General features: G+C 69.0%; 24 protein-coding genes and 1 pseudogene. 17 read left to right on the top strand and 8 right to left on the bottom strand.

The window, feature by feature from the left end:
- Positions 1–44 precede the first annotated feature (44 nt).
- On the top strand, positions 45–1,820 hold the full coding sequence (locus P9849_RS10535) for a DEAD/DEAH box helicase (protein ID WP_278266755.1): 1,776 nt from the start codon (positions 45–47) through the stop codon (positions 1,818–1,820).
- Between the two features lie 103 nt (positions 1,821–1,923).
- On the opposite strand, the gene P9849_RS10530 is transcribed toward P9849_RS10535, so the two are convergent.
- Both P9849_RS10530 and P9849_RS10525 read right to left on the bottom strand, forming a co-directional pair.
- The gene (locus tag P9849_RS10530; RefSeq protein WP_278266754.1) at positions 1,924–2,538 is read right to left on the bottom strand and encodes an isochorismatase family protein; all 615 of its coding nucleotides are present in this window, start codon (positions 2,536–2,538) and stop codon (positions 1,924–1,926) included.
- Entirely contained in the window at positions 2,535–3,800 is a 1,266-nt protein-coding gene (locus P9849_RS10525; protein WP_278266753.1) for a nicotinate phosphoribosyltransferase, read from the bottom strand. Before P9849_RS10525 ends, P9849_RS10530 begins: the two co-directional genes overlap by 4 nt.
- A gap of 170 nt (positions 3,801–3,970) precedes the next feature.
- On the opposite strand from P9849_RS10525, the gene clpS reads away from it, so the two are divergent.
- Genes clpS through rdgB form a run of 6 tightly spaced genes read left to right on the top strand, consistent with a single transcriptional unit; the run spans position 3,971 to position 8,167 of the window.
- Positions 3,971–4,321 carry an ATP-dependent Clp protease adapter ClpS gene (clpS, locus tag P9849_RS10520; protein ID WP_278266752.1) on the top strand — a complete coding sequence of 117 codons (351 nt, stop codon included), beginning with the start codon at positions 3,971–3,973 and terminating at the stop codon, positions 4,319–4,321.
- A complete protein-coding gene (locus P9849_RS10515) occupies positions 4,314–4,919 on the top strand; it encodes a DUF2017 domain-containing protein (RefSeq protein WP_278266751.1) in 606 nt (201 codons plus the stop codon). The genes clpS and P9849_RS10515 overlap by 8 nt, the downstream gene beginning before the upstream one ends.
- Positions 4,916–5,914 carry a glutamate racemase gene (murI, locus tag P9849_RS10510; RefSeq protein WP_278266750.1) on the top strand — a complete coding sequence of 333 codons (999 nt, stop codon included), beginning with the start codon at positions 4,916–4,918 and terminating at the stop codon, positions 5,912–5,914. Before P9849_RS10515 ends, murI begins: the two co-directional genes overlap by 4 nt.
- Positions 5,911–6,708 (top strand): MBL fold metallo-hydrolase, encoded by a 798-nt coding sequence (locus P9849_RS10505; protein WP_278266749.1) that lies wholly within the window; start codon positions 5,911–5,913, stop codon positions 6,706–6,708. Before murI ends, P9849_RS10505 begins: the two co-directional genes overlap by 4 nt.
- A 23-nt stretch (positions 6,709–6,731) precedes the next feature.
- On the top strand, positions 6,732–7,517 hold the full coding sequence (gene rph, locus P9849_RS10500; protein WP_107002769.1) for a ribonuclease PH: 786 nt from the start codon (positions 6,732–6,734) through the stop codon (positions 7,515–7,517).
- Complete coding sequence (gene rdgB / locus P9849_RS10495; protein WP_278266748.1) at positions 7,514–8,167, top strand: RdgB/HAM1 family non-canonical purine NTP pyrophosphatase; 654 nt, start codon at positions 7,514–7,516, stop codon at positions 8,165–8,167. The genes rph and rdgB overlap by 4 nt, the downstream gene beginning before the upstream one ends.
- Positions 8,168–8,275: 108 nt before the next feature.
- Here the strand turns inward: rdgB and P9849_RS10490 are convergent, their stop codons facing one another.
- Positions 8,276–8,947 (bottom strand): VTT domain-containing protein, encoded by a 672-nt coding sequence (locus tag P9849_RS10490; RefSeq protein ID WP_278266747.1) that lies wholly within the window; start codon positions 8,945–8,947, stop codon positions 8,276–8,278.
- Positions 8,948–9,111: 164 nt separating this feature from the next.
- On the opposite strand from P9849_RS10490, the gene P9849_RS10485 reads away from it, so the two are divergent.
- From P9849_RS10485 to P9849_RS10470, 4 genes and pseudogenes are all read left to right on the top strand, one after another.
- On the top strand, positions 9,112–9,513 hold the full coding sequence (locus P9849_RS10485) for a GntR family transcriptional regulator (RefSeq protein ID WP_278266746.1): 402 nt from the start codon (positions 9,112–9,114) through the stop codon (positions 9,511–9,513).
- A 2-nt stretch (positions 9,514–9,515) separates the two neighbouring features.
- Positions 9,516–10,463: an ABC transporter ATP-binding protein gene (locus tag P9849_RS10480; protein WP_278266745.1), complete on the top strand. Its 948-nt coding sequence runs from the start codon at positions 9,516–9,518 to the stop codon at positions 10,461–10,463.
- Entirely contained in the window at positions 10,460–11,146 is a 687-nt protein-coding gene (locus tag P9849_RS10475; protein ID WP_278266744.1) for a hypothetical protein, read from the top strand. The genes P9849_RS10480 and P9849_RS10475 overlap by 4 nt, the downstream gene beginning before the upstream one ends.
- A gap of 88 nt (positions 11,147–11,234) precedes the next feature.
- Positions 11,235–11,792: pseudogene (locus P9849_RS10470) on the top strand (3'-5' exonuclease); the annotation flags it as partial.
- Between the two features lie 103 nt (positions 11,793–11,895).
- Here the strand turns inward: P9849_RS10470 and P9849_RS10465 are convergent.
- Positions 11,896–13,014 carry an ADP-ribosylglycohydrolase family protein gene (locus P9849_RS10465; protein ID WP_278266743.1) on the bottom strand — a complete coding sequence of 373 codons (1,119 nt, stop codon included), beginning with the start codon at positions 13,012–13,014 and terminating at the stop codon, positions 11,896–11,898.
- Positions 13,015–13,085: 71 nt separating this feature from the next.
- On the opposite strand from P9849_RS10465, the gene P9849_RS10460 reads away from it, so the two are divergent.
- Together P9849_RS10460 and P9849_RS10455 are read left to right on the top strand one after the other, a co-directional pair.
- The gene (locus P9849_RS10460; protein ID WP_082723999.1) at positions 13,086–13,442 is read left to right on the top strand and encodes a DUF202 domain-containing protein; all 357 of its coding nucleotides are present in this window, start codon (positions 13,086–13,088) and stop codon (positions 13,440–13,442) included.
- Between the two features lie 2 nt (positions 13,443–13,444).
- On the top strand, positions 13,445–13,777 hold the full coding sequence (locus tag P9849_RS10455) for a DUF202 domain-containing protein (RefSeq protein ID WP_278266742.1): 333 nt from the start codon (positions 13,445–13,447) through the stop codon (positions 13,775–13,777).
- On the opposite strand, the gene P9849_RS10450 is transcribed toward P9849_RS10455, so the two are convergent.
- On the bottom strand, positions 13,721–14,641 hold the full coding sequence (locus P9849_RS10450) for an alpha/beta hydrolase (RefSeq protein WP_278266741.1): 921 nt from the start codon (positions 14,639–14,641) through the stop codon (positions 13,721–13,723). The genes P9849_RS10455 and P9849_RS10450 overlap by 57 nt on opposite strands.
- A 53-nt stretch (positions 14,642–14,694) precedes the next feature.
- On the opposite strand from P9849_RS10450, the gene P9849_RS10445 reads away from it, so the two are divergent.
- A complete protein-coding gene (locus P9849_RS10445; RefSeq protein ID WP_278266740.1) occupies positions 14,695–15,075 on the top strand; it encodes a MerR family transcriptional regulator in 381 nt (126 codons plus the stop codon).
- 167 nt (positions 15,076–15,242) lie between these two features.
- Positions 15,243–16,196: an aquaporin gene (locus tag P9849_RS10440; RefSeq protein ID WP_278266739.1), complete on the top strand. Its 954-nt coding sequence runs from the start codon at positions 15,243–15,245 to the stop codon at positions 16,194–16,196.
- 63 nt (positions 16,197–16,259) lie between these two features.
- On the opposite strand, the gene P9849_RS10435 is transcribed toward P9849_RS10440, so the two are convergent.
- On the bottom strand, positions 16,260–17,246 hold the full coding sequence (locus P9849_RS10435; protein ID WP_278266738.1) for a WYL domain-containing protein: 987 nt from the start codon (positions 17,244–17,246) through the stop codon (positions 16,260–16,262).
- A 92-nt stretch (positions 17,247–17,338) separates the two neighbouring features.
- Here P9849_RS10435 and P9849_RS10430 point away from each other — a divergent pair, with 92 nt between their 5' ends.
- Positions 17,339–17,704, top strand: a complete 366-nt coding sequence (locus P9849_RS10430) for a VOC family protein (RefSeq protein ID WP_278266737.1) — start codon at positions 17,339–17,341, stop codon at positions 17,702–17,704.
- 87 nt (positions 17,705–17,791) lie between these two features.
- Here P9849_RS10430 and P9849_RS10425 read toward each other — a convergent pair whose 3' ends face one another.
- Complete coding sequence (locus tag P9849_RS10425) at positions 17,792–19,210, bottom strand: DUF2130 domain-containing protein (protein ID WP_278266736.1); 1,419 nt, start codon at positions 19,208–19,210, stop codon at positions 17,792–17,794.
- 188 nt (positions 19,211–19,398) lie between these two features.
- Here P9849_RS10425 and P9849_RS10420 point away from each other — a divergent pair, with 188 nt between their 5' ends.
- Complete coding sequence (locus tag P9849_RS10420; RefSeq protein ID WP_278266735.1) at positions 19,399–20,712, top strand: MFS transporter; 1,314 nt, start codon at positions 19,399–19,401, stop codon at positions 20,710–20,712.
- A gap of 114 nt (positions 20,713–20,826) precedes the next feature.
- On the opposite strand, the gene P9849_RS10415 is transcribed toward P9849_RS10420, so the two are convergent.
- Positions 20,827–21,651 carry an alpha/beta fold hydrolase gene (locus P9849_RS10415; RefSeq protein WP_278266734.1) on the bottom strand — a complete coding sequence of 275 codons (825 nt, stop codon included), beginning with the start codon at positions 21,649–21,651 and terminating at the stop codon, positions 20,827–20,829.
- Between the last annotated feature and the right edge of the window lie 4 nt (positions 21,652–21,655).

The following is a 21,655-nucleotide window of genomic DNA, read 5'->3' as shown; positions in this document are numbered from 1 at the left end:
TTCTTCCGCTGACGACCGACGACCCTAGCGAGGCTCTTTTCCCCATGACTGACACGCTCTTCGGCGGCCCCACCCTCCCACCGGCCTACCCCGAGCGTGCCGCCTGGGGCACCGCGCCCAAACTGCGTGCCTGGCAGCAGGAGGCTCTGGACAAGTACCTCAGCACCCGGCCCCGGGACTTCCTCGCAGTCGCGACGCCGGGCGCCGGCAAGACGACCTTCGCCCTCCGGGTGGCGACCACCCTGGTGGATTCCGGCGTCGTGAATCGCATCTGCATCGTGGCGCCCACCGACCACCTGAAGCGGCAGTGGGCCGACGCCGCAGCCCGCGTCGGCCTGGCGATCGACCCCAACTTCAAGAACTCGGACGGCCGGCACGGCCAGGGATTCATCGGCGTCGCGGTGACGTACGCCCAGGTGGCGTCGAAGCCCATGCTGCACCGGGCCCGGACCGAGGCGGCCCGCACGCTCGTCATCCTGGACGAGATCCACCACGGTGGCGAGTCGCTGTCCTGGGGCGACGGGCTCCGCGAGGCGTTCGAACCGGCCGCGCGGCGCCTGTCCCTCACGGGCACCCCGTTCCGCTCCGACACCTCGCCCATCCCGTTCGTGGAGTACGCCGAGGACAAGGACGGCATCCGCCGTTCCAAGGCCGATTACAGCTACGGTTACGGCAACGCGCTCAAGGATCACGTGGTCCGTCCGGTCATCTTCATGGCCTACTCGGGTCAGATGCGCTGGCGGACCAGTGCCGGTGAAGAGATGGCCGCGTCGCTCGGTGAGGCGGCGGTGACCAAGGACGTGACGTCGCAGGCGTGGCGGACGGCGCTGAACCCCCAGGGCGAATGGATCCCCGCGGTCCTCTCGGCGGCGGACAAGCGGCTCTCCGAGGTCCGCCGCACCGTGCCCGACGCGGGCGCCCTGGTGATCGCCACGGACCACGAGGATGCGCGCGCCTACGCCGGGCAGCTCCGCCGGATCACGGGGGAGTCGCCCACGGTGATCCTCTCCGACGACGCGAAGGCCTCGAGCAAGATCGAGGAGTTCTCCGCCGGGCAGAGCCGCTGGATGGTGGCGGTGCGCATGGTGTCCGAAGGCGTCGACGTGCCGCGCCTGGCCGTCGGCGTGTACGCCACCTCGACCTCCACGCCGCTCTTCTTCGCCCAGGCCGTCGGCCGCTTCGTGCGTGCCCGGAAGCGCGGCGAGACCGCCTCGGTGTTCCTGCCGTCCGTCCCGCAGCTGATGGGCCTCGCCAACTCCATGGAGGCCGAGCGCGACCATGCGCTGGACCGCCCCCGGAACGAGGACGAGGACGGACTCTTCAACCCCGAAGACTCGTTGATGGACGAGGCGAACCGGGAGGAGAAGGCCTCCGACTCCCTGACCAAGGGCAAGTTCGAGGCGCTGGACTCCCAGGCCTCCTTCGACCGTGTCCTGTTCGACGGCGGCGAGTTCGGCACCGGTGGCGACATCGGCAGTGAGGACGAGCTGGACTTCCTCGGGATCCCCGGACTGCTCGACGCCGACCAGGTGGGCGTGCTTCTGCGGCAGCGCCAGGCGGAGCAGCAGTCCCGCCGGCGGAAGCCCGCCGCCGCTCCCGCGGAGGCGCCCGGCGTCGCGGATCACCGCCGCCTGATGGATCTGCGCAACGAGCTCGCGAAGAACGTCTCGGCCTGGTCGGCGCGCACCGGTACACCGCATGGCATGGTGCACAACACGCTGCGTGAGGTGTGCGGCGGTCCGGCCGTCGCGCAGGCGAGCGAGGAGCAGCTCAAGGCCCGTCTGGCGAAGATCCAGGGCTGGTTCGTCGGACGGAAGTAGCGTCCGGGCGTGCCCGGAATCTTGCGTGACCGGATGGTTGCGTGCTCAGTTGTTGCGGGTGTTCCGGAAGAAGACCCGCAACAACTGAGCACGCAACGCCGGATCAGGCGATGACGACGCCTGACTCCTCGAGCTCGTCGAAGGTCGGCTCCGGGTCATCCGCCACCGAGGCGGTCAGCTCGCGGAGGACCGTGACGGCATAGCCGGCCTGGACGCCGTCGAGGGCGGTCGCGCGGACGCAGTGATCCGTGGCGATCCCGACCACCACGATGTCCTCGACATCGCGTTCCTGGAGCCACTCGTCCAGGGACTCGCCGTCCTCGTCCTCGGAGGGCAGCGCGCCGGGCTGGCGGTCCCCGGTGGACACGGCGTCCTCAGGGGCGAGCAGCCCTTCGAAGCCGGAGTAGGCGGCGGCGAAGCGGCCCTTGCGGAAGATCGCCTCGATGAACTCCTGGTCCAGGTCGTGATGCAGCTCCGCGCCGCTCGTCCCGGCGACGCAGTGGCGCGGCCAGGAGTCCTGGAAGTCCGGCTCGTCGGAGAAGTGGCTGCCCGGATCGACATGCCAGTCCTGTGTGGCCACGACGTGGTCGTACAGGTGGCCGTGATCGTCCAGGTATTCGCTGATGGCCGCGGCCAGGGCGGCTCCGCCCTCGACGGCCAGCGATCCTCCTTCGCAGAAGTCGTTCTGCACATCCACGATGATCAGGGCTTTGCTCATGGTGCCTCCTCATAGAGGGTGGGAATGACCGGTTCTCCTCGCTGGAGCCTGTTCACCGCCGGCGGCATCTCGGCCAGGGACGCGGCATGCCGTTCGCGGGCGCGCGTCACCGCCTCAGGACCGGTCCAGCCGGGGAGGACTTCGCCGCCGGCCACGAACTGCACGAGGAGCGGGCGGTCGTTGCCGTCGTTCACGGGTTCATGGCCGATGCCCACGAGCTCCGCGGTGGCGGTGCCCCGCTCGTTGAGCCGTCGCAGCGCGTACTTGCGGCCGCCGACGCTCGCCTTGTTCTTGGCGGCCTTGGCGACGGAGACGAACTCGCCATCGTCGTTGGTGCGGCTCACGAGCTTGTAGACCATGCCCGCGGTCGGAGCGCCGCTGCCCGTGACGAGGGAGGTGCCCACACCGTAGGAGTCCACCGGGGCGGACTGCAGGGCGGCGATGGCGTACTCGTCCAGGTCGCTCGTCACCACGATCCGGGTGTTCACGGCGCCGAGTTCGTCCAGCAGCTGGCGCACCCACTGCGCCTGCGCCACCAGGTCGCCGGAGTCCAGGCGCACCGCGCCCAGCTTGTCTCCGGCCAGGTCCACGGCCGTGCGGACGGCGGTCTCGACGTCGTACGTGTCCACCAGGAGGGAGGTCTCCGGGCCCAGCGAGCTGAGCTGCGCGGTGAACGCGTCGCGTTCGGTGTCATGCAGCAGGGTGAAGGAGTGTGCGGCGGATCCGAAGGTCTTCAGCCCGTAGCGCAGCCCGGCTTCCAGGTTGGACGTGCTGACGAAGCCGGAGATGATCGCGGCGCGGGCGGCCGCGACGGCGGACTCCTCGTGCGTGCGGCGGGAACCCATCTCGATACACGGGCGGCCCCGGGCGGCCAGCGCCATGCGGGACGCGGCCGAGGCGATGGCGCTGTCATGGTTGAGGACCGACAGGACGTAGGTCTCGAGGATGCACGCCTCGGCGAACGTCGACTCGATCACCAGCAGCGGGGAGTTGGGGAAGTACAGCTCGCCCTCGGGATAGCCCCAGATGTCGCCCGTGAAACGGTAGGACGCGAGGAAGGCCAGGGTCTTCTCGTTCACCACGCCGGTGCTGCGGAGGAATTCGAGTTCCTCCGGCCCGAAACGGAAGTTCCGGATGCCTTCCAGAAGACGGCCCGTGCCCGCGACGACGCCGTACCGGCGGCCGTCCGGAAGGCGACGGGCGAAGACCTCGAAGACGGAGCGCCGCTGGGCGGCGCCTGACTCCAGAGCCGCCTGCACCATGGTGAGCTCGTAGTGGTCGGTATACAGCGAAGCGCGGGGTTGCTGCCAGGATGTACTCACGCATCACACTTTATCCTCACGCCGTGATCCGGCGCTGGTCCGGTCCCTGCCCGGCGCCGGGCGACCCGGCGGGGACGCGACGGGCCCCGGACACTGCCTAGAATGGACTAATGAATCCCACAGCCACGGCAGAGGTGCGGCTTGCCGCCCTGACGGACCCGGAGGTCCGTGAGGAGCACGGCCTGGAGGAACGGACGCTCACGGACACCCCGTGGAATCTGGTGGTCTGGAACGACCCCGTGAACCTCATGAGCTATGTCAGCTACGTGTTCCGGAGCTACTTCGGATACTCCCAGAAGAAGGCCGACCGGCTCATGATGGAAGTCCACCGCAAAGGCCGCTCGATCGTGGCTCACGGGGGCCGGGAGCGCATGGAACAGCACGTGGTGGCGATGCACGGGTACGGCCTGTGGGCCACCGTGGAACGCGCCGGTGCCGGTGGAAAGGGACAGCATGGCTAAGACATTCGTGCCGGGCAGCCGGGGCATCACCGGTTTCCTCGAGGAAGAGGAGCGGGAGCTCCTGCGGAAGCTGTTCTCCGACGTCATCAGCATGCTGGAGCCCGAGGCTCTGGACTCCGAGGACCCGCTGGTGGCCCTGGTCGGTTTCGACCCCCACATCGCCCCTCCGTCGGATGCCGCGCTGCGCCGCCTCCTCCCGGACGGTGTGAAGGACGACGACGAGGCCGCCCTCGAATTCCGCCGCTTCACCGAGCGCTCGCTGCGGGAGAGCAAGATCGGCGCGCTGCGTGCGGCCTCCCTCGCGCTCGAGAGCAATGAGCTTCACCTGGACGAGAACCAGGCCCGGAACTTCGCCATGGCCCTGAACGACGTGCGCCTGGTGGTGAGCGAGCGCCTCGGCATCCGCACCCAGGACGACGCCGAGGCGGTCCACGCCATGCAGGAGTGGTCGGACGCCGACGACCTGGAGACCTACCTCTCCGTGGTCTACAACTTCGTGACCTGGCTTCAGGACTCCCTGGTCCAGGCCCTCAGCTACAGCCTGGACACCGGCTCGTCCCGGGCCGGGAAGAAGGGCGAGGGGGAGGGCCTCGCATGAGTCTGCCGGGCTCCGAGCAGTTGCTGCCGGCCGCGAACGAGGCCACGCAGCTGCCACGCTCCGAACGTCCGATCGGGATCTTCGACTCGGGCGTCGGGGGACTGACCGTGGCACGGTCCGTGATCGACCAGCTGCCCACCGAAGCCGTGCTCTATGTCGGGGACACCGCCAACGGCCCCTACGGCCCTCTGCCGATCGCGGAGGTGCGGGCCAACGCTCTCGGCATCATGGACGAGCTCGTCGACTCGGGCGTGAAGCTCCTCACGATCGCCTGTAACACGGCGTCGGCGGCCGTGCTCCGCGACGCCCGCGAACGCTACGAGGCGCGCTACGGCATCCCCGTGATCGAGGTCATCCAGCCCGCGGTGCGCCGGGCGGTCTCCTCGACACGGAACGGGCGCATCGGCGTGATCGGGACCTCCGCCACGGTGGGGTCCCGGGCGTACGAGGACACTTTCGCGGCGGCCCCTGACCTGGAGGTCCTCTCGGTGGCGTGCCCCGAGTTCGTGCCGTACGTGGAGGAGGGCATCACGACGGGGCCGGAACTTCTGGCGCTCGCCGAGGATTACCTGGCGCCGCTGAAGGCCGCAGGCGTCGACACCCTGGTGCTCGGGTGCACGCACTACCCCTTGCTCACCGGTGTCATCTCCTACGTGATGGGGGAGGACGTCACCTTGGTCTCCAGTGCGGAGGAGACGGCCAAGGACGTGTACCGTTCACTCATCAGGCACGGTCTGGAACGCCAGGACCCCGCCACTCCGAAGCACCATTTCGTCGCGACGGGTGACGCCGACGGGTTCGGGAAACTGGCCCGTCGATTCCTCGGACCGGAGGTGGTCAGCGTGGAGCATGTGGATCATGTCTCGGCGAGCTATCCCACCGGAAGCCTGGCGAAGATCACACCGGAGATGCTGGAGGCGGCACGGGCGGCAGCTCGGCAGCCGCGCATCTCCCACTTCGTGGCGAAGGCCACGGCGGACGGGGGACAGGGATGAAGCTGACCATCGTGGGCTGCACGGGGAGTTTCCCCGGGCCCGGTTCGCCGGCGTCGTGCTATCTCCTGACCGCGGACAGCGGCGGACGCCGCTGGAAGATCATCCTGGACCTCGGCAGCGGCGCCCTCGGCTCGCTCCAGCGGTACACGGATCTCGAGGACATCGACGCGATCTTCCTCAGCCACCTGCACCCGGACCACTGCATGGACCTGTGCGGACTGCACGTCGCGGTGCACTGGAAGCCCGGTGGCTGGGACCGCGGCCGGATCCCGGTCTGGGGACCCGAAGCGACGGCGGACCGTCTCGCCACCGCCTACGGCCTGGAGCTGGACCCGGGCATGCACGAGGACTTCGACTTCGGTTCCTGGACCGTGGAGAAGCCGGTCCAGGTGGGCCCGTTCACCGTCACCCCCTACGCCGTGAACCACCCGATCGAGGAGGCGTACGCCCTCCGCGTCGAGTGCCGTCAGGAGCTCGAGGACGGGACCGTCAAGGAGACCGTGCTCAGCTATTCGGGTGACACGGACAGCTGCCCCGCACTGGTCGAAGCTGCCCGCAACGCCGATCTGTTCCTGTGCGAGGCGGCCTTCCAGGAGGGCCGTGACGACGCGATCAAGGACGTGCACCTGACCGGCAAGCGAGCCGGGGAGGCGGCCGTCGAGGCGGAGGCCAAGCGGCTCCTCCTGACGCACATCCCGGTCTGGACGGACGCGAACACCGTGCTCGCGGAGGCCAAGGAGGTCTTCGGCGGCGGCGTCTCGGTGGCCGTGGCGGGCGTGCATTACGAGCTCTGACCGCCCGCGATAGGCTTGGTGTCATGACCCCCAACCTTTCGAACGAGTCATCCCTGCCCGCCACCGTGGTGCGCGCCGATGGCCGCAGCCCCGAGCAGCTGCGGCCCATCAGCATCACCCGCGGCTGGTCCAACCAGGCCGAAGGGTCTGCGCTGATCGAGTTCGGCAACACCCGGGTGCTGTGCACCGCGTCCCTGACCGAAGGGGTGCCGCGCTGGCTCAAGGGGGAGGGCCGCGGCTGGGTCACGGCCGAATACGCCATGCTGCCCCGCGCCACGAACACGCGGTCCGACCGTGAGTCCGTGAAGGGCAAGATCGGCGGCCGCACCCACGAGATCTCCCGGCTCATCGGCCGTTCGCTGCGCTCCATCATCGACACCAAGGCGCTGGGCGAGAACACCATCGTCCTGGACTGCGACGTGCTCCAGGCCGACGGCGGCACCCGCACCGCGGCGATCACCGGCGCCTTCGTGGCGCTCGCCGAGTCCATCCGCTTCGCGCGGGAGAACAAGCTCATCGCCCCGAAGGCCAAGCCGCTGACCGACACGATCGCCGCGGTCTCCGTGGGCATCATCGACGGCGTGCCGATGCTGGACCTGCCGTATGTGGAGGACGTCCGCGCCGAGACCGACATGAACGTCGTCGTCACCGGTGGCGGCAAGTTCGTGGAGGTCCAGGGCACGGCCGAGGGCGCGCCGTTCGACCGGGATGAGCTGAACCGCCTCCTGGACCTGGCCCTGATCGGCACGAGCCAGCTCGCCGCGATCCAGCGGGAGACGCTCGGCGAAACCCTGGACGGCATCCTGTGACCGCCCCGGAGTACACCGTCCCCGACGGCGCCCGCCTGGTGCTCGCGACCCGCAACGCCGGCAAGCTGAACGAGCTGCGCGATCTTCTGCGCGGGCAGGTGCCCGGTCTGGACGTCGACACGCAGGTCATCGACGCCGCGACGGCCGGTGTGCCGGACGTGGTGGAGGACGGCACGAGCTTCGCCGAGAACTCCCTGCTCAAGTCCCGCGCCGTGGCGTCGGCCACCGGGCTGCCGTCCATCGCGGACGACTCGGGCCTGAGTGTGGACATCATGGGCGGCGCGCCGGGCATCTTCTCGGCCCGCTGGGCCGGCCGCCACGGCGACGACCAGGCGAACCTCGATCTTCTGCTCGCCCAGCTTGGGGACATCGCCGAGCCGCACCGCGGCGCCGCCTTCGTGTGCGCCGCCGCGCTCACGGTGCCGGGGGCGGACGAGGAGGCGTACGACGTCGTCGAGTACGGCACGCTCAACGGCACCCTGCTCCGTGAGCCGCGCGGTGAGGGCGGCTTCGGTTACGACCCCATCCTGCAGCCGGAGGGGGAGGCCCGCAGCTGCGCCGAGCTGAGCCGCGAGGAGAAGAACGCCATCAGCCACCGCGGCAAGGCGTTCCGGGCCCTGCTGCCCGCGATCGTGAAGGCGCTGTCCTAGCCGCGGACCCGCCGGTGATGCACTGCCGGCCTGCGACGCACGAGAGCCCCCACTGGAATCCAGTGGGGGCTCTCGTCTGTCCGGGGCCGGATGGGTCCGCGGGAGGGCTCAGGCCTTGCCGGACTTCTTCCGGTCGAGGTAGCCCTTGATGCCTTCGATGAGGATCGGCAGGACCGAGACGAGCACGATCACGATGAAGATCAGGTCCAGGTTCTTGGAGACCCACGGCACACGGTCGCCGAGGATGTAGCCGAGCAGGGTGACGCCGCCGCCCCAGAGGACTCCGCCGATCACGTTGAAGAGGAAGAACTTCTTCCGGTCGTACTCCGCGACGCCCACGATGACCGGGACGAAGGTGCGGATGATGGGCACGAAGCGGGCCAGGATCAGGGCCTTGCCGCCGTGCTTTTCGAAGAAGACATGGGCCTTCTCGACATTCTCGTGCTTGAACAGCCGGGATTCGGGACGGTTGAAGAGCGCGGGGCCGGCCTTGCGGCCGATCAGGTAGCCGCACTGGTTGCCGATGATGGCCGAAATGACCACGAGGGTGATCAGGGCGACGATGTTGAACTTGATGGTTCCGGTGGCCACGAGCAGGCCGGCCGTGAAGAGCAGGGAATCACCCGGCAGGAAGAACCCCACCAGCAGACCGGTCTCCGCGAAGACGATGCCGCAGACCAGCAGGACCACCCACGGCGCCAGCGCCGGGTCGGCCAGGAAGATCTGCGGGTTCAGCCAGTCCGGCAGGAAGGAAGCGGTCGGTACGGGTACACGCGCCATGGCGTGCAGGGTATCGGCGGCAAAAGAGGCATCAATCACCGTCCCAGCCTACGGGTCCCCACTGGGGTTTCGCTGGACGTTCCCTCCACGGGCTTGCGTGACGGGTTCAGTGGTTCTATGGTTAGTTACATGAGTAATGAACCAATGTGGTTGGGAGGCGCGCCGTGATCGACGACTCCGGCCCGATCTTTCTCCAGATCGCGGCGCTCATCGAGAACGACATCGTCTCGGGCGCGCTGCCGGAGGAATCTCAGGTGCCCTCGACCAATGAGTTCGCCCAGTACTACCGCATCAATCCGGCCACGGCCGCCAAAGGAGTGAACACCTTGGTGGAAGAAGGAATCCTGTACAAGCGCCGCGGCATCGGCATGTTCGTCGCCGCAGGAGCGCGGGACAAGCTGCTCGGCCGTCGCCGGGAGCATTTCAAGTCGCAGTTCGTGGAGCCGCTCTGCCTCGAGGCCGGCAAGCTGGGCATCGCCCGCGCCGAGCTCCTGGCGATGCTGACCGCGGCGCTGGACGACGAGAAGGCCGAAGGCCACGACACGAGCACGCAGGGGAAGGCATAGCCATGAACGAACAGACAGTGGTCCAGGTGCGCGGCCTCGGCCGGAGGTACAAGGACGTCACCGCCCTGGAGGAGGTGGATCTGGAGTTCCGGGAGAACAGGATCTACGGCCTGCTCGGGCGTAACGGGGCGGGCAAGACCACCCTGATGTCCATCCTGACCGCACAGGGTTTCCCGAGTGGCGGCACGGTCCGTGTGTTCGGCGAGGATCCGTACGAGAACGAGCGGGTCCTGCGCAGGATCTGCTTCATCCGCGAGTCTCAGAAGTACCCGGACGACTTCACCCCCGCGCAGGCGTTCCAGGCCGCCGCCCTGTTCTTCGCGGACTGGGACCAGACCTTCGCCGAACGCCTCGCCGAGGATTTCCAGCTGCCTCTCAAGCGGCGGATCAAGAAGCTTTCGCGGGGCCAGCTCTCCGCCGTCGGGATCGTGATCGGCCTGGCGAGCAGGGCGGAGCTGACGTTCTTCGACGAGCCGTACCTGGGTCTGGACGCGGTGGCCCGCCACCTGTTCTACGACCACCTGGTCAAGGACTTCGCCGAGCATCCCCGCACCGTGGTGCTCTCTTCCCACCTGATCGATGAGGTGGCCAATCTCCTGGAGCACATCGTGGTCATCGACCGGGGCCGGATCATCATGGACGACGAGGCGGAGGAGATCCGGGGTTCGGCCGTCAGCGTGGCGGGTCCGGCCGACGTGGTCGCCGCATTCGTCGAGGGATACCCGGTCCTGTTCGAAGAGCGTCTGCTCAACACGGTGTCGGTTTCGATCGCCGGACGGCTCAGCCCGATGCAGCGCCGCGAGGCGGCCGAACTGGGACTCACGCTCGGACAGGTCTCGCTCCAGCAACTGGTGGTCCACGCCTCCCTGTCCGCTCAGGGCGCGGAGAGCTCATTGAACGACGCCGCCGGCTCCGGCCGCGGCACGGACAGCAAGGAGGCGGCCCGATGAACAGGGTCCTGGCGGTCAGCCGCATGCAGCTCATCAACAAGTGGACGTTCCTGGGGATCCCGTCCGTCATCCTCGGCGGAGCCTTCGCGCTCTGCCTGGCGCTCTTCGCCATCATCCCCGCCGGCCCGAAGTTCAGCGGAGGCGCGCCCTTCGCACCGCTCTGGTACTTCTTCGCCCTCGGGATCCAGAGCCTGACACTGACGTTCCCCTTCTCGCTCGGCATGAGCGTCACCCGCCGGGCCTTCTTTCTCGGCACCTATGTGACGTTCACCGCCGTGGCACTCGGCATGGCCGTGATCTACGGCATCGGCACCCAGGTGGAGCTCGCGACGCACGGCTGGGGGATGGACGGGTACTTCTTCCGCGTCCCGTTCCTCTTCGACGGGCCGTGGTGGCAGAGCATGATCGTGTCCTTCGTGATCACACTGTTCTTCTTCACGCTCGGTTTCTGGGGCGCCACGCTCTACAAGCGCTGGGGTGTCACGGGAGTCCTCGTGGTGAGCATCGGACTGGCTCTCCTGGTGGTGGCCGCGATCTTCGTCATCACGCTCGGCGGTCTCTGGGGTGCTGTGGGCGACTTCCTCGTCCAGATCTCCATCCTGGGCCTCTCAGGGATCCTCGCGCTGCTGGCGGCGGCGATGGGACTGGGTGCGTTCCTCACCATCCGCCGGGCGGTGCCCTGACGGGCCGCCTGGGTGGGAACGGTCGGACGGCGTGAGCTCGCCGGATGGCCTGACCCGGAGGATCGGCGCGAAGGCGTAGGCTTGAGGAGTGCCCCTGAATTTCACCGCGATCGACTTCGAGACCGCGAACGGATTCTGGGGCTCTCCTTGTGCCCTGGGGATGACCCGGGTCCGTGACGGCCTCGTGGTGGAAGAGGACTGCTTCCTGATCCGGCCGCCCGCGGGGCACGACCATTTCGACCCCCGCAATATAGCGATCCACGGCATCCACCCGCATGAAGTGGCCGGGGAACCCCGCTTCCTGGAGCTGTTCCCGCGCATTCAGGAGTTCATCGGGGATGACGTGGTGGTGGCTCACAACGCCGCCTTCGACCTGGGCGTCATCGACGCCGCGCTCAGGGTTTCGGGGGAGCGTGCGCCGCGGTACCGCTACGCCTGCACCGTGGTGCTCTCGCGCCGGTGCTACAGCCTGCCGTCCAACTCGTTGCCGTTCGCGGCGCACCAGGCGGGCGTGCCCCTGGTCAACCATCACGACCCGGCGGAGGACGCCCGGGCCTGCGCGGGGATCCTGGTGGACATCGCCACCCGGCAGGGCGCCGGCTCGGTCGAGGAGCTGTACCAGGGTCTCGGCATGGCATTGCCGCAGACCTCGGGTGTGCCGACGCGCTGAGAGGTGTGGGCCGCTGAGTGCAGGGCCCGCTGAGAGGTGTGGGCCGCAGTGCGGGTTGCTCTGCGAGCTCCCCTGCGCCCTACTCCGCGACGAGCCGGGCGAGTTCGTCCGCGATGTGCCCGACCACGTCCAGACCCGTGACGCCACTCAGCCAGGCCTCCGGAAGCGCCTCTTCGCCGTACAGCACGCCGAGGATGTTGCCGGCCAGGGACGCCGTGGAATCGGAGTCACCGTCATGATTCACCGCCAGTGCGACGGCGGCGCGGAAGTGCCGCTGGGCCTGCGCCACGGCGGACTGCCCGGCCGTCGGCTGAGCGTCCGCGGCGCCGGCGCCCGGCGTCGTCGTGCCGGAAGCATCACCCGTGGGATGGGTGGCCAGCACGGCGTACAGCGCGATGGCGAGCGCTTCCTCCGCCACCCATCCCTCGCCGAGCTCAGCGCATAGGTGCTCGGGCGTCAGAATGCGGCCTTCGGCCGCGAGCTCCAGGGCGCGGGAGACGCGGAGCAGCAGGGCCGGGTCGGTCGCGGGGTCCTCCCGGAGCCGCGCCGCCAGCGCGGCGACCGCATCATCGAGCGATGCTCCGAGCAGGAGTTCCTGAATGAGGAGCGAGAAGTGCGCGGCCGACTGCCGGGCGGACGGGTGCCCATGCGTGAGGGATGCGGCGTCGGCGCTCAGGCGCAGCACCGCCTCGGGAGCCAGCTGGGGGACCAGGCCGAACGGGGCGGACCGCATGACGGTGCCGCAGCCCTTGCTGTCGGGATTGACGGGGCGGGCCGGGGTGCCCATCTGGCCGGTCGAGAGGCCCGTCAGGCAGGCGTTGCCGGGGTGTCGCTGATGGCGGAGGATCTCCTGGCCGTCGATCCATCGGGGCTGCGGGTGCGGCGCGGAGTCCGGCAGCTCGACGCCCTGTGTGTCCAGCCAGCGGAGATAGGCGAGCCACACGCAAGCCAGTTCGTCGGCTGCCACGCCGTCACGGGCCCAGGCGAGCACCTCCGAGAGGCCGTCCGCGCTGTACAGGGTCATCTGGGTGTCATCGGAGAAGTCGACGGGCCCGCTCAGCTGCTCGAACCCCTGCAAGCCTTCGGCGCCGAAGCGCTCGCGGATGACGGGGGTCCGGTCGAACTCGACCACGTAGCCGAGAGCGTCCCCGAGGGCGCCGCCCAGGAGTGAGCCGCGGATCTTCGATGCGATTGCCATGGTGCCAATCTATCGTCCCGCAAGGGCGCCCGGCGCACGGCCCGGCATCGCTGCGCCGGTACCCTTGGTTCATGCGACAACCTCGGTGGCGGCAGCGTGGCACTGCCCCTGACTACCGCTTCTCCCTGGCCAATGAACGGACCTTCCTGGCATGGCTCCGGACGTCGCTGGCACTGCTTGCCGGGGCGGTCGCCGTCGACCAGCTGGCGCCCGGGATCGCCCCGGTGTTCCTTCGCATCACGCTGTGCGTGGTCCTGGCGCTGATCGGCGCGGGACTGGCCGGGATGGCGTACCGCCGCTGGGCTCAGGCCGAGGACGCCATGCGTCAAGGGCGGGAGCTGCCGTTCTCCTGGATCCTGCTCGTCATGAGCGTGGTGGTCGTGCTGGCCGCGATGGTCCTGGCCGTGCTGATCGTGGTGCGGCACTGAGTATGGAGGACACCGAGCGGGACCCGGGGCTCCAGCCGCAGCGTACCGCGCTCGCCTGGCGACGGACTCTCCTCTCCCTGTTGGTGGTGGACTTCTTCATCCTGCGGTCCTGGCTGTTCCCCCGTGCCGACGGGAGTGGCGCCGTGACCGTGGTGAACGGCGTCGCCGTTGCCGCCGCGGCAGCCGCCACCGTCGTGGTGTGCACCTTCGCGGTCCTCCGCGTGCGGCACCTGCGCGACGGCGAAGGGGCGCCCCGGGCGCTCGCCGTCGCCGGCAGTTCAGCGGCCGTGTGCCTTCTGGCGTGCAGTGCGGTCGCCGTGATGCTCGTGCGCTGAGGGGGAGTGATACTGGAGGGCCGCAAGCCAGCCCCGGATGACCGCCGACACCGCGGAAGCATCTTCATACGGAGCGAGATGGCCGACGTCGTCAAGAACGGTGATCTCCGGTCTGCCGGCAAGAAGCGATTGGAGCCGGTAAGCCTGCTCGAGCGGGATCCACTGGTCCTGTGCGCCCCAGCCGATGTGGGTGGGGCAGCGGACCGACCCGAGGCGTTCGGCCAGGGGCCGGGTGTCTTCGGCGCTCAGCGACGCGATCTGCCGATAGAACGCGCTTTGGCCCGGCTCGCCCAGCCAGGGTGACACGAGCCGATGCAGGGCCTCAGCGGGGAGGTCTCGGGCCAGTGCTCCGGAGATGTACTCCTGGACCAGGGCGGCATGGAGGTTGGATGGAAGCTCCGTGAAGACCTCGGAGTGATCCGATACCAGGCGGAAGAACGGGGATCCCCACGGTTCGAGCGTGACGATGTCCCACAGCAGGAGATCCGAGTACTCCGCCCCGTGGACGAGGTGAGCGCCGAGGGCGACAGCCCCGCCGATGTCATGGGCGACGACGTGGGGTCGTTCGATGTGCCATCGGTCAAGGAGCTCCACGAGCCGCGGCGCCTGAGCCCGGAGGCTGGTGGACACCGAGGGTCCCTTCGCGGAGCCGCCGTAGCCGGGCATGTCCCAGAGAAAGACACGGTGATCCCGCCGCAGGTCTTGGGCGACTTGACCCCATACGGCGGACGACCAGGGCGTGCCGTGGCAGAACACGATGTCACCCCGGGATGGTCCGGGCGGTTCCAGCACGCGCGTCGCAATGGCGTGGCCGTCAACGGTCACGATGGTCGGTTCCGGCAGGACTGGATCATGGATGGTCATGAGGCCACGGTAAAATCTCAGGTCAACCTGAGGTCAAGGAAAGGTGGTCCGGGATGAAGATCGGGATGGCCGCGAAAGAAGCCGGGGTCGACGCGCATGTCCTCCGACACTGGGACGAGATGGGCGTCGTTGTGCCGGACCGAGCCCCGTCGGGACACCGGGAGTACACCTCCGATCAGGTCACCCGGCTGCGCGTCGTGCGGGCGTGCCAGGAAGTAGGGATGAGTCTGGCGGAGATCCGGCTCATCCTGCATCGCGACGAGGCCGGGCGCGCCGAAGTCATCGGAGACCGGCTGGCACGGATCCGTTCGCAGCGTTCGCAGCTGGAGGACGCCGAGCGATACCTTGAGCATGTCCTCGGGTGCACCCATGATCTGCTGTCGAGATGTCCGGACTGCACGCGATATGCGTCGGGCGGCAGACCGTCCTCGTGACCGTCCAGTGCCTGCCCCCAACTTCGCAGAGCTCAGCCCGGGGACCCCTGGCACTAGACTTGGAGCTACAGGGGGTTCCCAGGCAGTGATGCCATGGTGAGGGGGCCCGCGTGGCCGGAACCTTGCCGCGCACCACATCAAGCTGACATTCGAAGGACAGGACATTCATGACTTCCGTCGACGCTGAGCGCGCCGAAACGGCCATCCGTACGATTCCCGGCAGCGGACAGAAGCCGGCACACAGCCTGCTGCTGCGCGCCGGAGCCGAGGTCCTGGGCACCTTCCTGGTGGTCTTGGCCGGTGCGGGCGTGGTGATGTTCACCAACACCTCACTCGCGCTGTTCCCCGGCCCCATCGCCACCGGTCTGGCGACCATCGCGGCGATGTACGCCCTGGGGCGCGTCAGCGGCGGTCATTTCAACCCGGTGCTGACCCTCGCCTCCGCCGTCGCCGGACGGTCGGCCTGGCGTGACGCGATCGTCTACCTTCTCGCGCAGCTGGTCGGCGCCCTGGGTGCCGCGCTGGCGCTCGCGGCCGTGCTCCGCAACATCCCGGGCATCAAGGTCGACAGCTCGTTCCGCTTCGTCGCCGCGGGTTACGCCGAACACTCGCCGTTCTCGGTGCAGCTGCCCGGCGTCCTCCTCGTGGAAATCGTCGGCGCCGCCGTGCTGGCGGCGGTGTACCTGGCCGCGAGCAAGGATGGCAAGAACCGCAACATCCCCGCCGCGGCCGTCTCCGTGGGCCTGGCCCTCGCCGTCCTGGGCCAGTTCGCCCAGGGTCTGTCGAACAGCCAGTTCAACCCGGTGCGGGCTTTGGCCACGGCCATCTTCGCCGAGCCGTGGGCTCTTGAACAGCAGTGGCTCTTCTGGGTCGCACCGCTCGCCGGCGCCCTGCTGACGGGCATGGTCGCCCGGCTCATCACGGTCACCGGCGCCGACCTCGCGGCAGCGGAGGAAGTCCGCGCCGCGGAGGCCGGCCTGCCGGCGGAGGCTGGGACCGGCGTCGTCGCGCAGGAGGCTGCGCAGGAGACCGTGGTGGAGGAGGCTCCCCAGGAGAAGGCCGAGAGCGCCCGCGCCGCCGCCGAGCATGAGGAGGCCCGGGACTTCTTCGACAAGAAGTAACCCGCTTCCCTCGCAGCAGGGGCCGCCGACCATCAGGTCGGCGGCCTCTGCGCGTTTCCGGCGTCAGGTGTTCCCGGGACGAATCGGCGCGTGCCGCAGGGCCAGGTCCTCCGCGAGGCGGTGGATGACGTCGCGGGCGCCGGCGGGGGAGAGGACTTCGAGATGGTCCCCGAACTGGAGCAGCTGCCGCACCGATTCAAGGTCCGGATAGAGCAGCACCGCGGTGCACCAGCCGTCCTGTCCTTCGGCCTCGGAAGGCTCGACGGTCTCCAGCCGCGACCCGAGGATCCGCCGGGCCAGGTCGAGCCGGCTCGCCCGCAGACGGACCGTCACGCGCACCCGTCCGGACCCCTCGGTGCGTTCCTTCAGGGCCGTCCATGCGGTCCGCAGGGTCTCGCCGTCGCGCAGTCGTGCCGGGGTCTCCAGCATCGCGTAGTCGGTGAGCCGTTCCAGGGCGAACAGGCGGCCCTCCCCGTCGGCGTCCGCGACGAGGTACCAGCGCCCCGATTTCGCGACGATTCCGTACGGGTCCACATCGAGCGAGGACGGCTTCGCCTCCGCGCTGCGCCGGTACTCGATCCGCAAGCGGTGGCCGGAGCGGAGAGCCCATGCGAGATCCGCGACGTCGGCTCCCGCGCCGGGATCGGCGAACCAGGCCGTGCTCTCGACATGAACCAGATCAGCCAGGCGGGCCGGCTCCCGGGCGCCCGGGTTCGCGGCGGCCCGCGCGGCGATCTTGCGTGCGGCCGCCTGGTGCGCGGAGGACAGTCCGAGAGCGTCGAGCTGCGCCGCGTCCAGTCCCGTCAAGGACAGCGCCTCCAATTCCGTCGGATCCAGGTGGGAGGCGTTGAGCCGGGCATCGGAGAGCAGGACGATCCCGCCCGCGCGTCCGCGTTCCGCATACACCGGAACCCCCGCCGTGGAGAGCGCCTCGACGTCCCGCAGAATGGTCCGTCGCGACACCTCCAGGCGCTCCGCGAGCTCCGTGGTGGTGACGCGCTGGCGGACCTGGAGCAGGAGGAGGAGATGCAGCAGCCGCGAAGCCTTCATGGACAGCAATCCTCGCAGAAAAGGTGACAGATGGTGTCGTGTTTGAGGATCTGATGGTCCTGTACCGGCCAACAGCGACCCGAGGAGTTCTCATGTCCGCACCGAATCTGTTCCTGTTCTACGTTCGCGATGCCGAGGCGTCCACCGCCTTCTACAGCGACCTGTTCGACGTCGCCCCCACCTTCACGAGCCCTCGCTACGTCGCGTTCGAAGCTGCCCCGGGCGTGCTGTTCGCGCTGTGGACCGGCCGCAGCGAACACGCCGTTCCGAGCACGCCGCGGACGAGCGAGATCGGGTTCATGGTCCCCGGCTCGGCGGAGGCCGTGGATGCGGTGTACGCGCGGTGGGTCGCGAAGGGCGTCACGGTCCTGGAGGAGCCGCACGACGACGTCTTCGGACGCACCTTCGTCATCGCCGACCCGGACGGCAATCTGATCCGGGTGTCGCCGGTGGACTAGGGGGCGACGCCGGCCGGCTGGGTGCCCGGGCGCCCGGCCCGCAGGAGGGCCAGCCCGCCCGGGGCAGCCCGCCCGGGGCAGCCCGCGCTACTCCAGTGTGGGCTGTTCCGGGCCGTCCGGCCGGGACAGCTCGGCGAACTTGGCCGCCATGGTCGGATTGCCGCGGGTGAGCTTCTTGATGGTCACATCCTGCGCCTTGTCATTGGCCAGCCGCAGGTTCCGCTCCGATCCGAGCAGCGACTCCTTGACCTTCTGCAATTGCGCGATCGACTTGTCGATCTGGTCGATGGCCTCGTGGAAGCGCCGTGACGCCAGCTCGTAGTTCTTGCCGAAGCGGCTCTTGAAGTCCTCCAGCTGGTCCTCGAAGTCCGTGATGTCGATGTTCTGAGCCCGGACGAGCTCCAGCTCGGTCTTGTACTTCAGAGAATTCAGGGCGGCATTGCGGAGCAGGGTGATGATCGGGATGAAGAACTGCGGCCGCACCACGTACATCTTCGGGTAGCGGTGGGAGACGTCCACGATCCCGCCGTTGTACAGCTCGCTGTCGGCTTCGAGGAGACTGACCAGCACGCCGTACTCGCAGCCCTTCTCGGCGCGGTCCCGGTCGAGTTCCTTGAGGAAGTCCTCGTTCTTGTGCTTGGTGGCCGTGCCGTCGTTCTCGTTCTTCATCTCGAACATGATGGAGACGATCTCGGTGCCGTTCTCATCGCTGTCGCGGAAGATGTAGTCGCCCTTGCTGCCGCTTCGCGCGTCGTTGTCCTTCTCGAAGTACGCGCGCGGGAACGCGGTGGCCCGCAGGCGGTTGAACTCGGTCTCGCAGTGCTGTTCCAGCGTCTCGCCCACCATCTTGGTGGAGAGGCGGGCCTTCATGTCCCGCAGTCGCTCGATCGCGTCGTCCCGGTCCCTCAGCTGGGTCTCGTACTTGTCCTTGAGCGCCTGCTCCGCGAGCTTCTTCTCCAGGGCCGCGCGCTCCAGCTCGTTGCGGAGCGCATCGCGGTCCTTCTCGACGTTGCCCACCGCTTCGGTGATCGCCAGCCGCCGGGCGGTCTCGCCGGCGTCGAGCTTCGCTTTGAGGTTCTGGATCTCCGCGTCCTTGGCGGCGGCCGCGGCCTGCAGTTCACTGCGCAGCTTCGCCTCGAGCAGTTCGGTGGCGGTCTGCTGGTCACGCCGGGCCTGCTGGAGCTCGCTCTGGAGGGCGTCGCGCTGCTTCTCCACATCGCCCAGGGCCTCCGCGACGGCGAGGCGGCGCGCGGTCTCCTCGGCTTCGAGCCGTGCCTTCAGATCCTGGATCTGGGTGTCCTTGGCGCTGGCGGACTTCTGAAGCTCCTGAGCCATCCGGGACTCGGCAAGCTCGACCGCCGCGGCCTTCTCCTTCTCGGCCAGCTCGAGCCGCTGATGCAGCTGCTCCTCGAACTCACGGTCCCGGACCTGCCGGACGATCTCGGCGTAGCCCGCCTCATCGATCGTGAAGGCCTTCCCGCAATGGGGGCAAACCACCTCGTGCATGTGCGCGTTCCTTCCACGTCGCCAGGATGCATTCGCAGCCCCCAGCCTATAGGGGACGGCTGACACTCTGACGCGCTGCGGGGACGGGAACGCCGGTATACTGGAGGGAGTACAAAGGGTCGGGCGCATCGGGTGGCAGGGACGGTGCGCACTGCGTTCTGCAGTATCACCTTCCAGGAGTCCTGCGCATGACAGCACCCTCCCGTACCTCTGAAGACCGCCCCTCCGTGGCGGCATCCCCGGTCTCCGCCTGGGAGCGCATCGTCGGCATGTTCCGGCAGTACGCGCAGCTCCCGCGCCTCAGCGGTGGCTGGTACATCTTCCTCACCATGCTGGCCCGCCTGCCGCTGGCCATGCTCACCATCGGAACCATGAGCCTCGTCACGGCGGTGACGCACTCCTACGCCTCGGCCGGGCTGGCCGCCGGAGCGGTCGGCATCGGCTCCGCGGTGGGCGCGCCCTTGGTCGGCATGCTCGCCGACCGCCTGGGGCAGCGTCCCGTGCTCCTCGGCTACGCGGCCGCCAACGTCCTCTCGCTGGCCCTTCTTCTCGGAGCCTGCCTCACCTCGCAGGATCCTTCCGTGCCGTGGATCGTGGCGGCGGCCTTCGCGGGCGGCTTCACGTCTCCGCAGGTCGGACCGCTCTCCAGGGTGCGCTGGCTCGCGCTCATCGCACGGAAGCGCGGTTCGCGTGCCGGTATGAACGACGTCGCCATGTCCTTCGAGGGCACCACGGACGAACTCACCTTCGTGCTCGGTCCCGCCCTGGTCGGTGTCCTGGCGGCGTTCCTCGCGCCCTGGCTGCCGCTCGCGCTCGCCGCGCTCCTCACCCTGGTCCTCGTCCCGCTCTTCGCCCTCCATCCGAGCGTCACTGCCGTGCAGGGCACGCGGAACGCGCCGGCCGGCACGACGACGGCGGAAGCCCCCGACGGTGCGGGCCGCCTGCGTCTGGCGATGGTCGTCGTCGCAGTGCTGGCCATGGTCTGCATGGGCACCTTCTTCGGCGGCACTCAAGCCGCACTCAGCGCTTTCGCCGGTGAGTTCGCCAACCCGGAACTCGCGGGCCTGCTCTATTCGGCCATGGGGCTCAGCTCCGCGGTCATGGCGCTGTCCATCGCGGCCTGGCCCGAGAAGTTCCGCCACGGCGCACGGTGGGTGTTCTGCGCCCTGCTGCTCACGGCGGGCAGCGCGCTGCTCCTGCTGCCGCTCACCTTCGGCAGCATCATCCCGGTGCTGCTCGTGCTGGGTGTCGCGGTGGGGCCGCTCATGGTCACCGTGTTCGCGATCGGCGCCCAGGTGGCTCCCGCGGCGCGCATGTCGACCGTCATGACCGCCCTCTCGAGCGGGATCGTCGCCGGGACGGCTCTCGGTTATGCCGTGGCGGGCGCCGCGGCGCAGGCCGGCGGTTCGCATCCGGCGTTCCTGGTGTCCGGCTCGGCCGCGCTGCTGCTCATGCTGCTCGGCCTGGTGGCCGGGTGGATCCTCAAGGCCCTGTCCCGCTGAAGGGTGCTTCGCCCTTGAGTTCCGTTTCTCCTTGAGTGCTCAGTAGTTGCGGGTCCTGGGCGTCGGAACCCGCAACAACTGAGCACTCAACGCACTGGGCAGGGCGGCCCGTGATCAGCGGGACAGGAACTCGAGCGCGGCTTCCTTGAAGACCCGGCTGGTGACGGCGTTCGTGTGATTCCGGCCCGGGATCAGCAGGGTCTCGGCATGGCCGCCCGCCTCCTCGACCAGGGCCGCGAGGGTGGGGAGGGACGCCGCGCGGGGATCCTCCGAACCCGCCGCGAGGAGCACGTCCTGATGGGGCACGGCGTCCTCGGGGTCGAACGGCTCGACCTTCGCCGCCTCGATCAGCTGCAGGAACGCGAAGATGTTGTTGCTCGGCACGAGCTGTGCCATGGTGAGCAGCGCCGCGGTGGACGCGTCGGCGATCGGAGTGCCGTCAGCGAGGTGACGCTGAGCGGCCACGACGTCGAACTCCGCGAGCGGGTCGTTGTGGCTCGGGCCGCCGAGCACCGCGCGCCGGACGAGCCCGCGCTGGGTGCCGGCGATCTCCCAGCCGATGCGCCCGCCGAGTGAGTAGCCGATCACGTCGAGGCCGCTGCTCGGGTCGCCGTCGCGCAAGGGGCGGGCGCCGACGTCGGTCACTGCCTGCAGCAGATCGGCGCGGATCTTGCCGGGGGAGTAGGAGTCCATGTCCGCGGGAGCTTCGCTGTGCCCGTGGCCGGGGAGGTCCACGGCGATCGCCCAGCGGCCGGCCTTCAGGAGATCCCGGATCCAGCCGCTCTGAACCCAGTTGAGCTCGATGCTGGACGAGAAGCCGTGCACGAGCAGGATGGGCGGCAGGCCGGCGTCGGTGTCACCGCGGAACACTTCGACGTTGAGCCCTGGGTCGCGTCCCTCCACGGTGTGCGGCTGGTTCTGGCCTGCGTGCCGGGTCATGTCC

Source organism: Arthrobacter sp. Y-9 (genome assembly GCF_029690065.1).
In the GTDB taxonomy this organism is placed as follows: Bacteria; Actinomycetota; Actinomycetes; order Actinomycetales; family Micrococcaceae; genus Arthrobacter_E.
The sequence above is the reverse complement of the archived record's forward strand: the minus strand, read 5'-3'. Positions and strand labels throughout refer to the sequence as shown.

What these genes read in the sequence shown, in the direction of transcription:
- P9849_RS10435 (WP_278266738.1), bottom strand. Translation starts at nt 17,246, where the DNA reads ATGAAGGCTTCGCGGCTGCTGCATCTCCTCCTCCTGCTCCAGGTCCGC.
- P9849_RS10460 (WP_082723999.1), top strand. Translation starts at nt 13,086, where the DNA reads ATGCGACAACCTCGGTGGCGGCAGCGTGGCACTGCCCCTGACTACCGC.
- murI (WP_278266750.1), top strand. Translation starts at nt 4,916, where the DNA reads ATGAGTCTGCCGGGCTCCGAGCAGTTGCTGCCGGCCGCGAACGAGGCC.
- clpS (WP_278266752.1), top strand. Translation starts at nt 3,971, where the DNA reads ATGAATCCCACAGCCACGGCAGAGGTGCGGCTTGCCGCCCTGACGGAC.
- P9849_RS10535 (WP_278266755.1), top strand. Translation starts at nt 45, where the DNA reads ATGACTGACACGCTCTTCGGCGGCCCCACCCTCCCACCGGCCTACCCC.
- P9849_RS10425 (WP_278266736.1), bottom strand. Translation starts at nt 19,210, where the DNA reads ATGCACGAGGTGGTTTGCCCCCATTGCGGGAAGGCCTTCACGATCGAT.
- P9849_RS10530 (WP_278266754.1), bottom strand. Translation starts at nt 2,538, where the DNA reads ATGAGCAAAGCCCTGATCATCGTGGATGTGCAGAACGACTTCTGCGAA.
- P9849_RS10490 (WP_278266747.1), bottom strand. Translation starts at nt 8,947, where the DNA reads ATGGCGCGTGTACCCGTACCGACCGCTTCCTTCCTGCCGGACTGGCTG.
- P9849_RS10430 (WP_278266737.1), top strand. Translation starts at nt 17,339, where the DNA reads ATGTCCGCACCGAATCTGTTCCTGTTCTACGTTCGCGATGCCGAGGCG.
- P9849_RS10445 (WP_278266740.1), top strand. Translation starts at nt 14,695, where the DNA reads ATGAAGATCGGGATGGCCGCGAAAGAAGCCGGGGTCGACGCGCATGTC.
- P9849_RS10465 (WP_278266743.1), bottom strand. Translation starts at nt 13,014, where the DNA reads ATGGCAATCGCATCGAAGATCCGCGGCTCACTCCTGGGCGGCGCCCTC.
- P9849_RS10455 (WP_278266742.1), top strand. Translation starts at nt 13,445, where the DNA reads ATGGAGGACACCGAGCGGGACCCGGGGCTCCAGCCGCAGCGTACCGCG.
- P9849_RS10525 (WP_278266753.1), bottom strand. Translation starts at nt 3,800, where the DNA reads ATGGTGCAGGCGGCTCTGGAGTCAGGCGCCGCCCAGCGGCGCTCCGTC.
- P9849_RS10515 (WP_278266751.1), top strand. Translation starts at nt 4,314, where the DNA reads ATGGCTAAGACATTCGTGCCGGGCAGCCGGGGCATCACCGGTTTCCTC.
- P9849_RS10475 (WP_278266744.1), top strand. Translation starts at nt 10,460, where the DNA reads ATGAACAGGGTCCTGGCGGTCAGCCGCATGCAGCTCATCAACAAGTGG.
- P9849_RS10415 (WP_278266734.1), bottom strand. Translation starts at nt 21,651, where the DNA reads ATGACCCGGCACGCAGGCCAGAACCAGCCGCACACCGTGGAGGGACGC.
- P9849_RS10450 (WP_278266741.1), bottom strand. Translation starts at nt 14,641, where the DNA reads ATGACCATCCATGATCCAGTCCTGCCGGAACCGACCATCGTGACCGTT.
- P9849_RS10420 (WP_278266735.1), top strand. Translation starts at nt 19,399, where the DNA reads ATGACAGCACCCTCCCGTACCTCTGAAGACCGCCCCTCCGTGGCGGCA.
- rph (WP_107002769.1), top strand. Translation starts at nt 6,732, where the DNA reads ATGACCCCCAACCTTTCGAACGAGTCATCCCTGCCCGCCACCGTGGTG.
- P9849_RS10440 (WP_278266739.1), top strand. Translation starts at nt 15,243, where the DNA reads ATGACTTCCGTCGACGCTGAGCGCGCCGAAACGGCCATCCGTACGATT.
- P9849_RS10480 (WP_278266745.1), top strand. Translation starts at nt 9,516, where the DNA reads ATGAACGAACAGACAGTGGTCCAGGTGCGCGGCCTCGGCCGGAGGTAC.
- P9849_RS10505 (WP_278266749.1), top strand. Translation starts at nt 5,911, where the DNA reads ATGAAGCTGACCATCGTGGGCTGCACGGGGAGTTTCCCCGGGCCCGGT.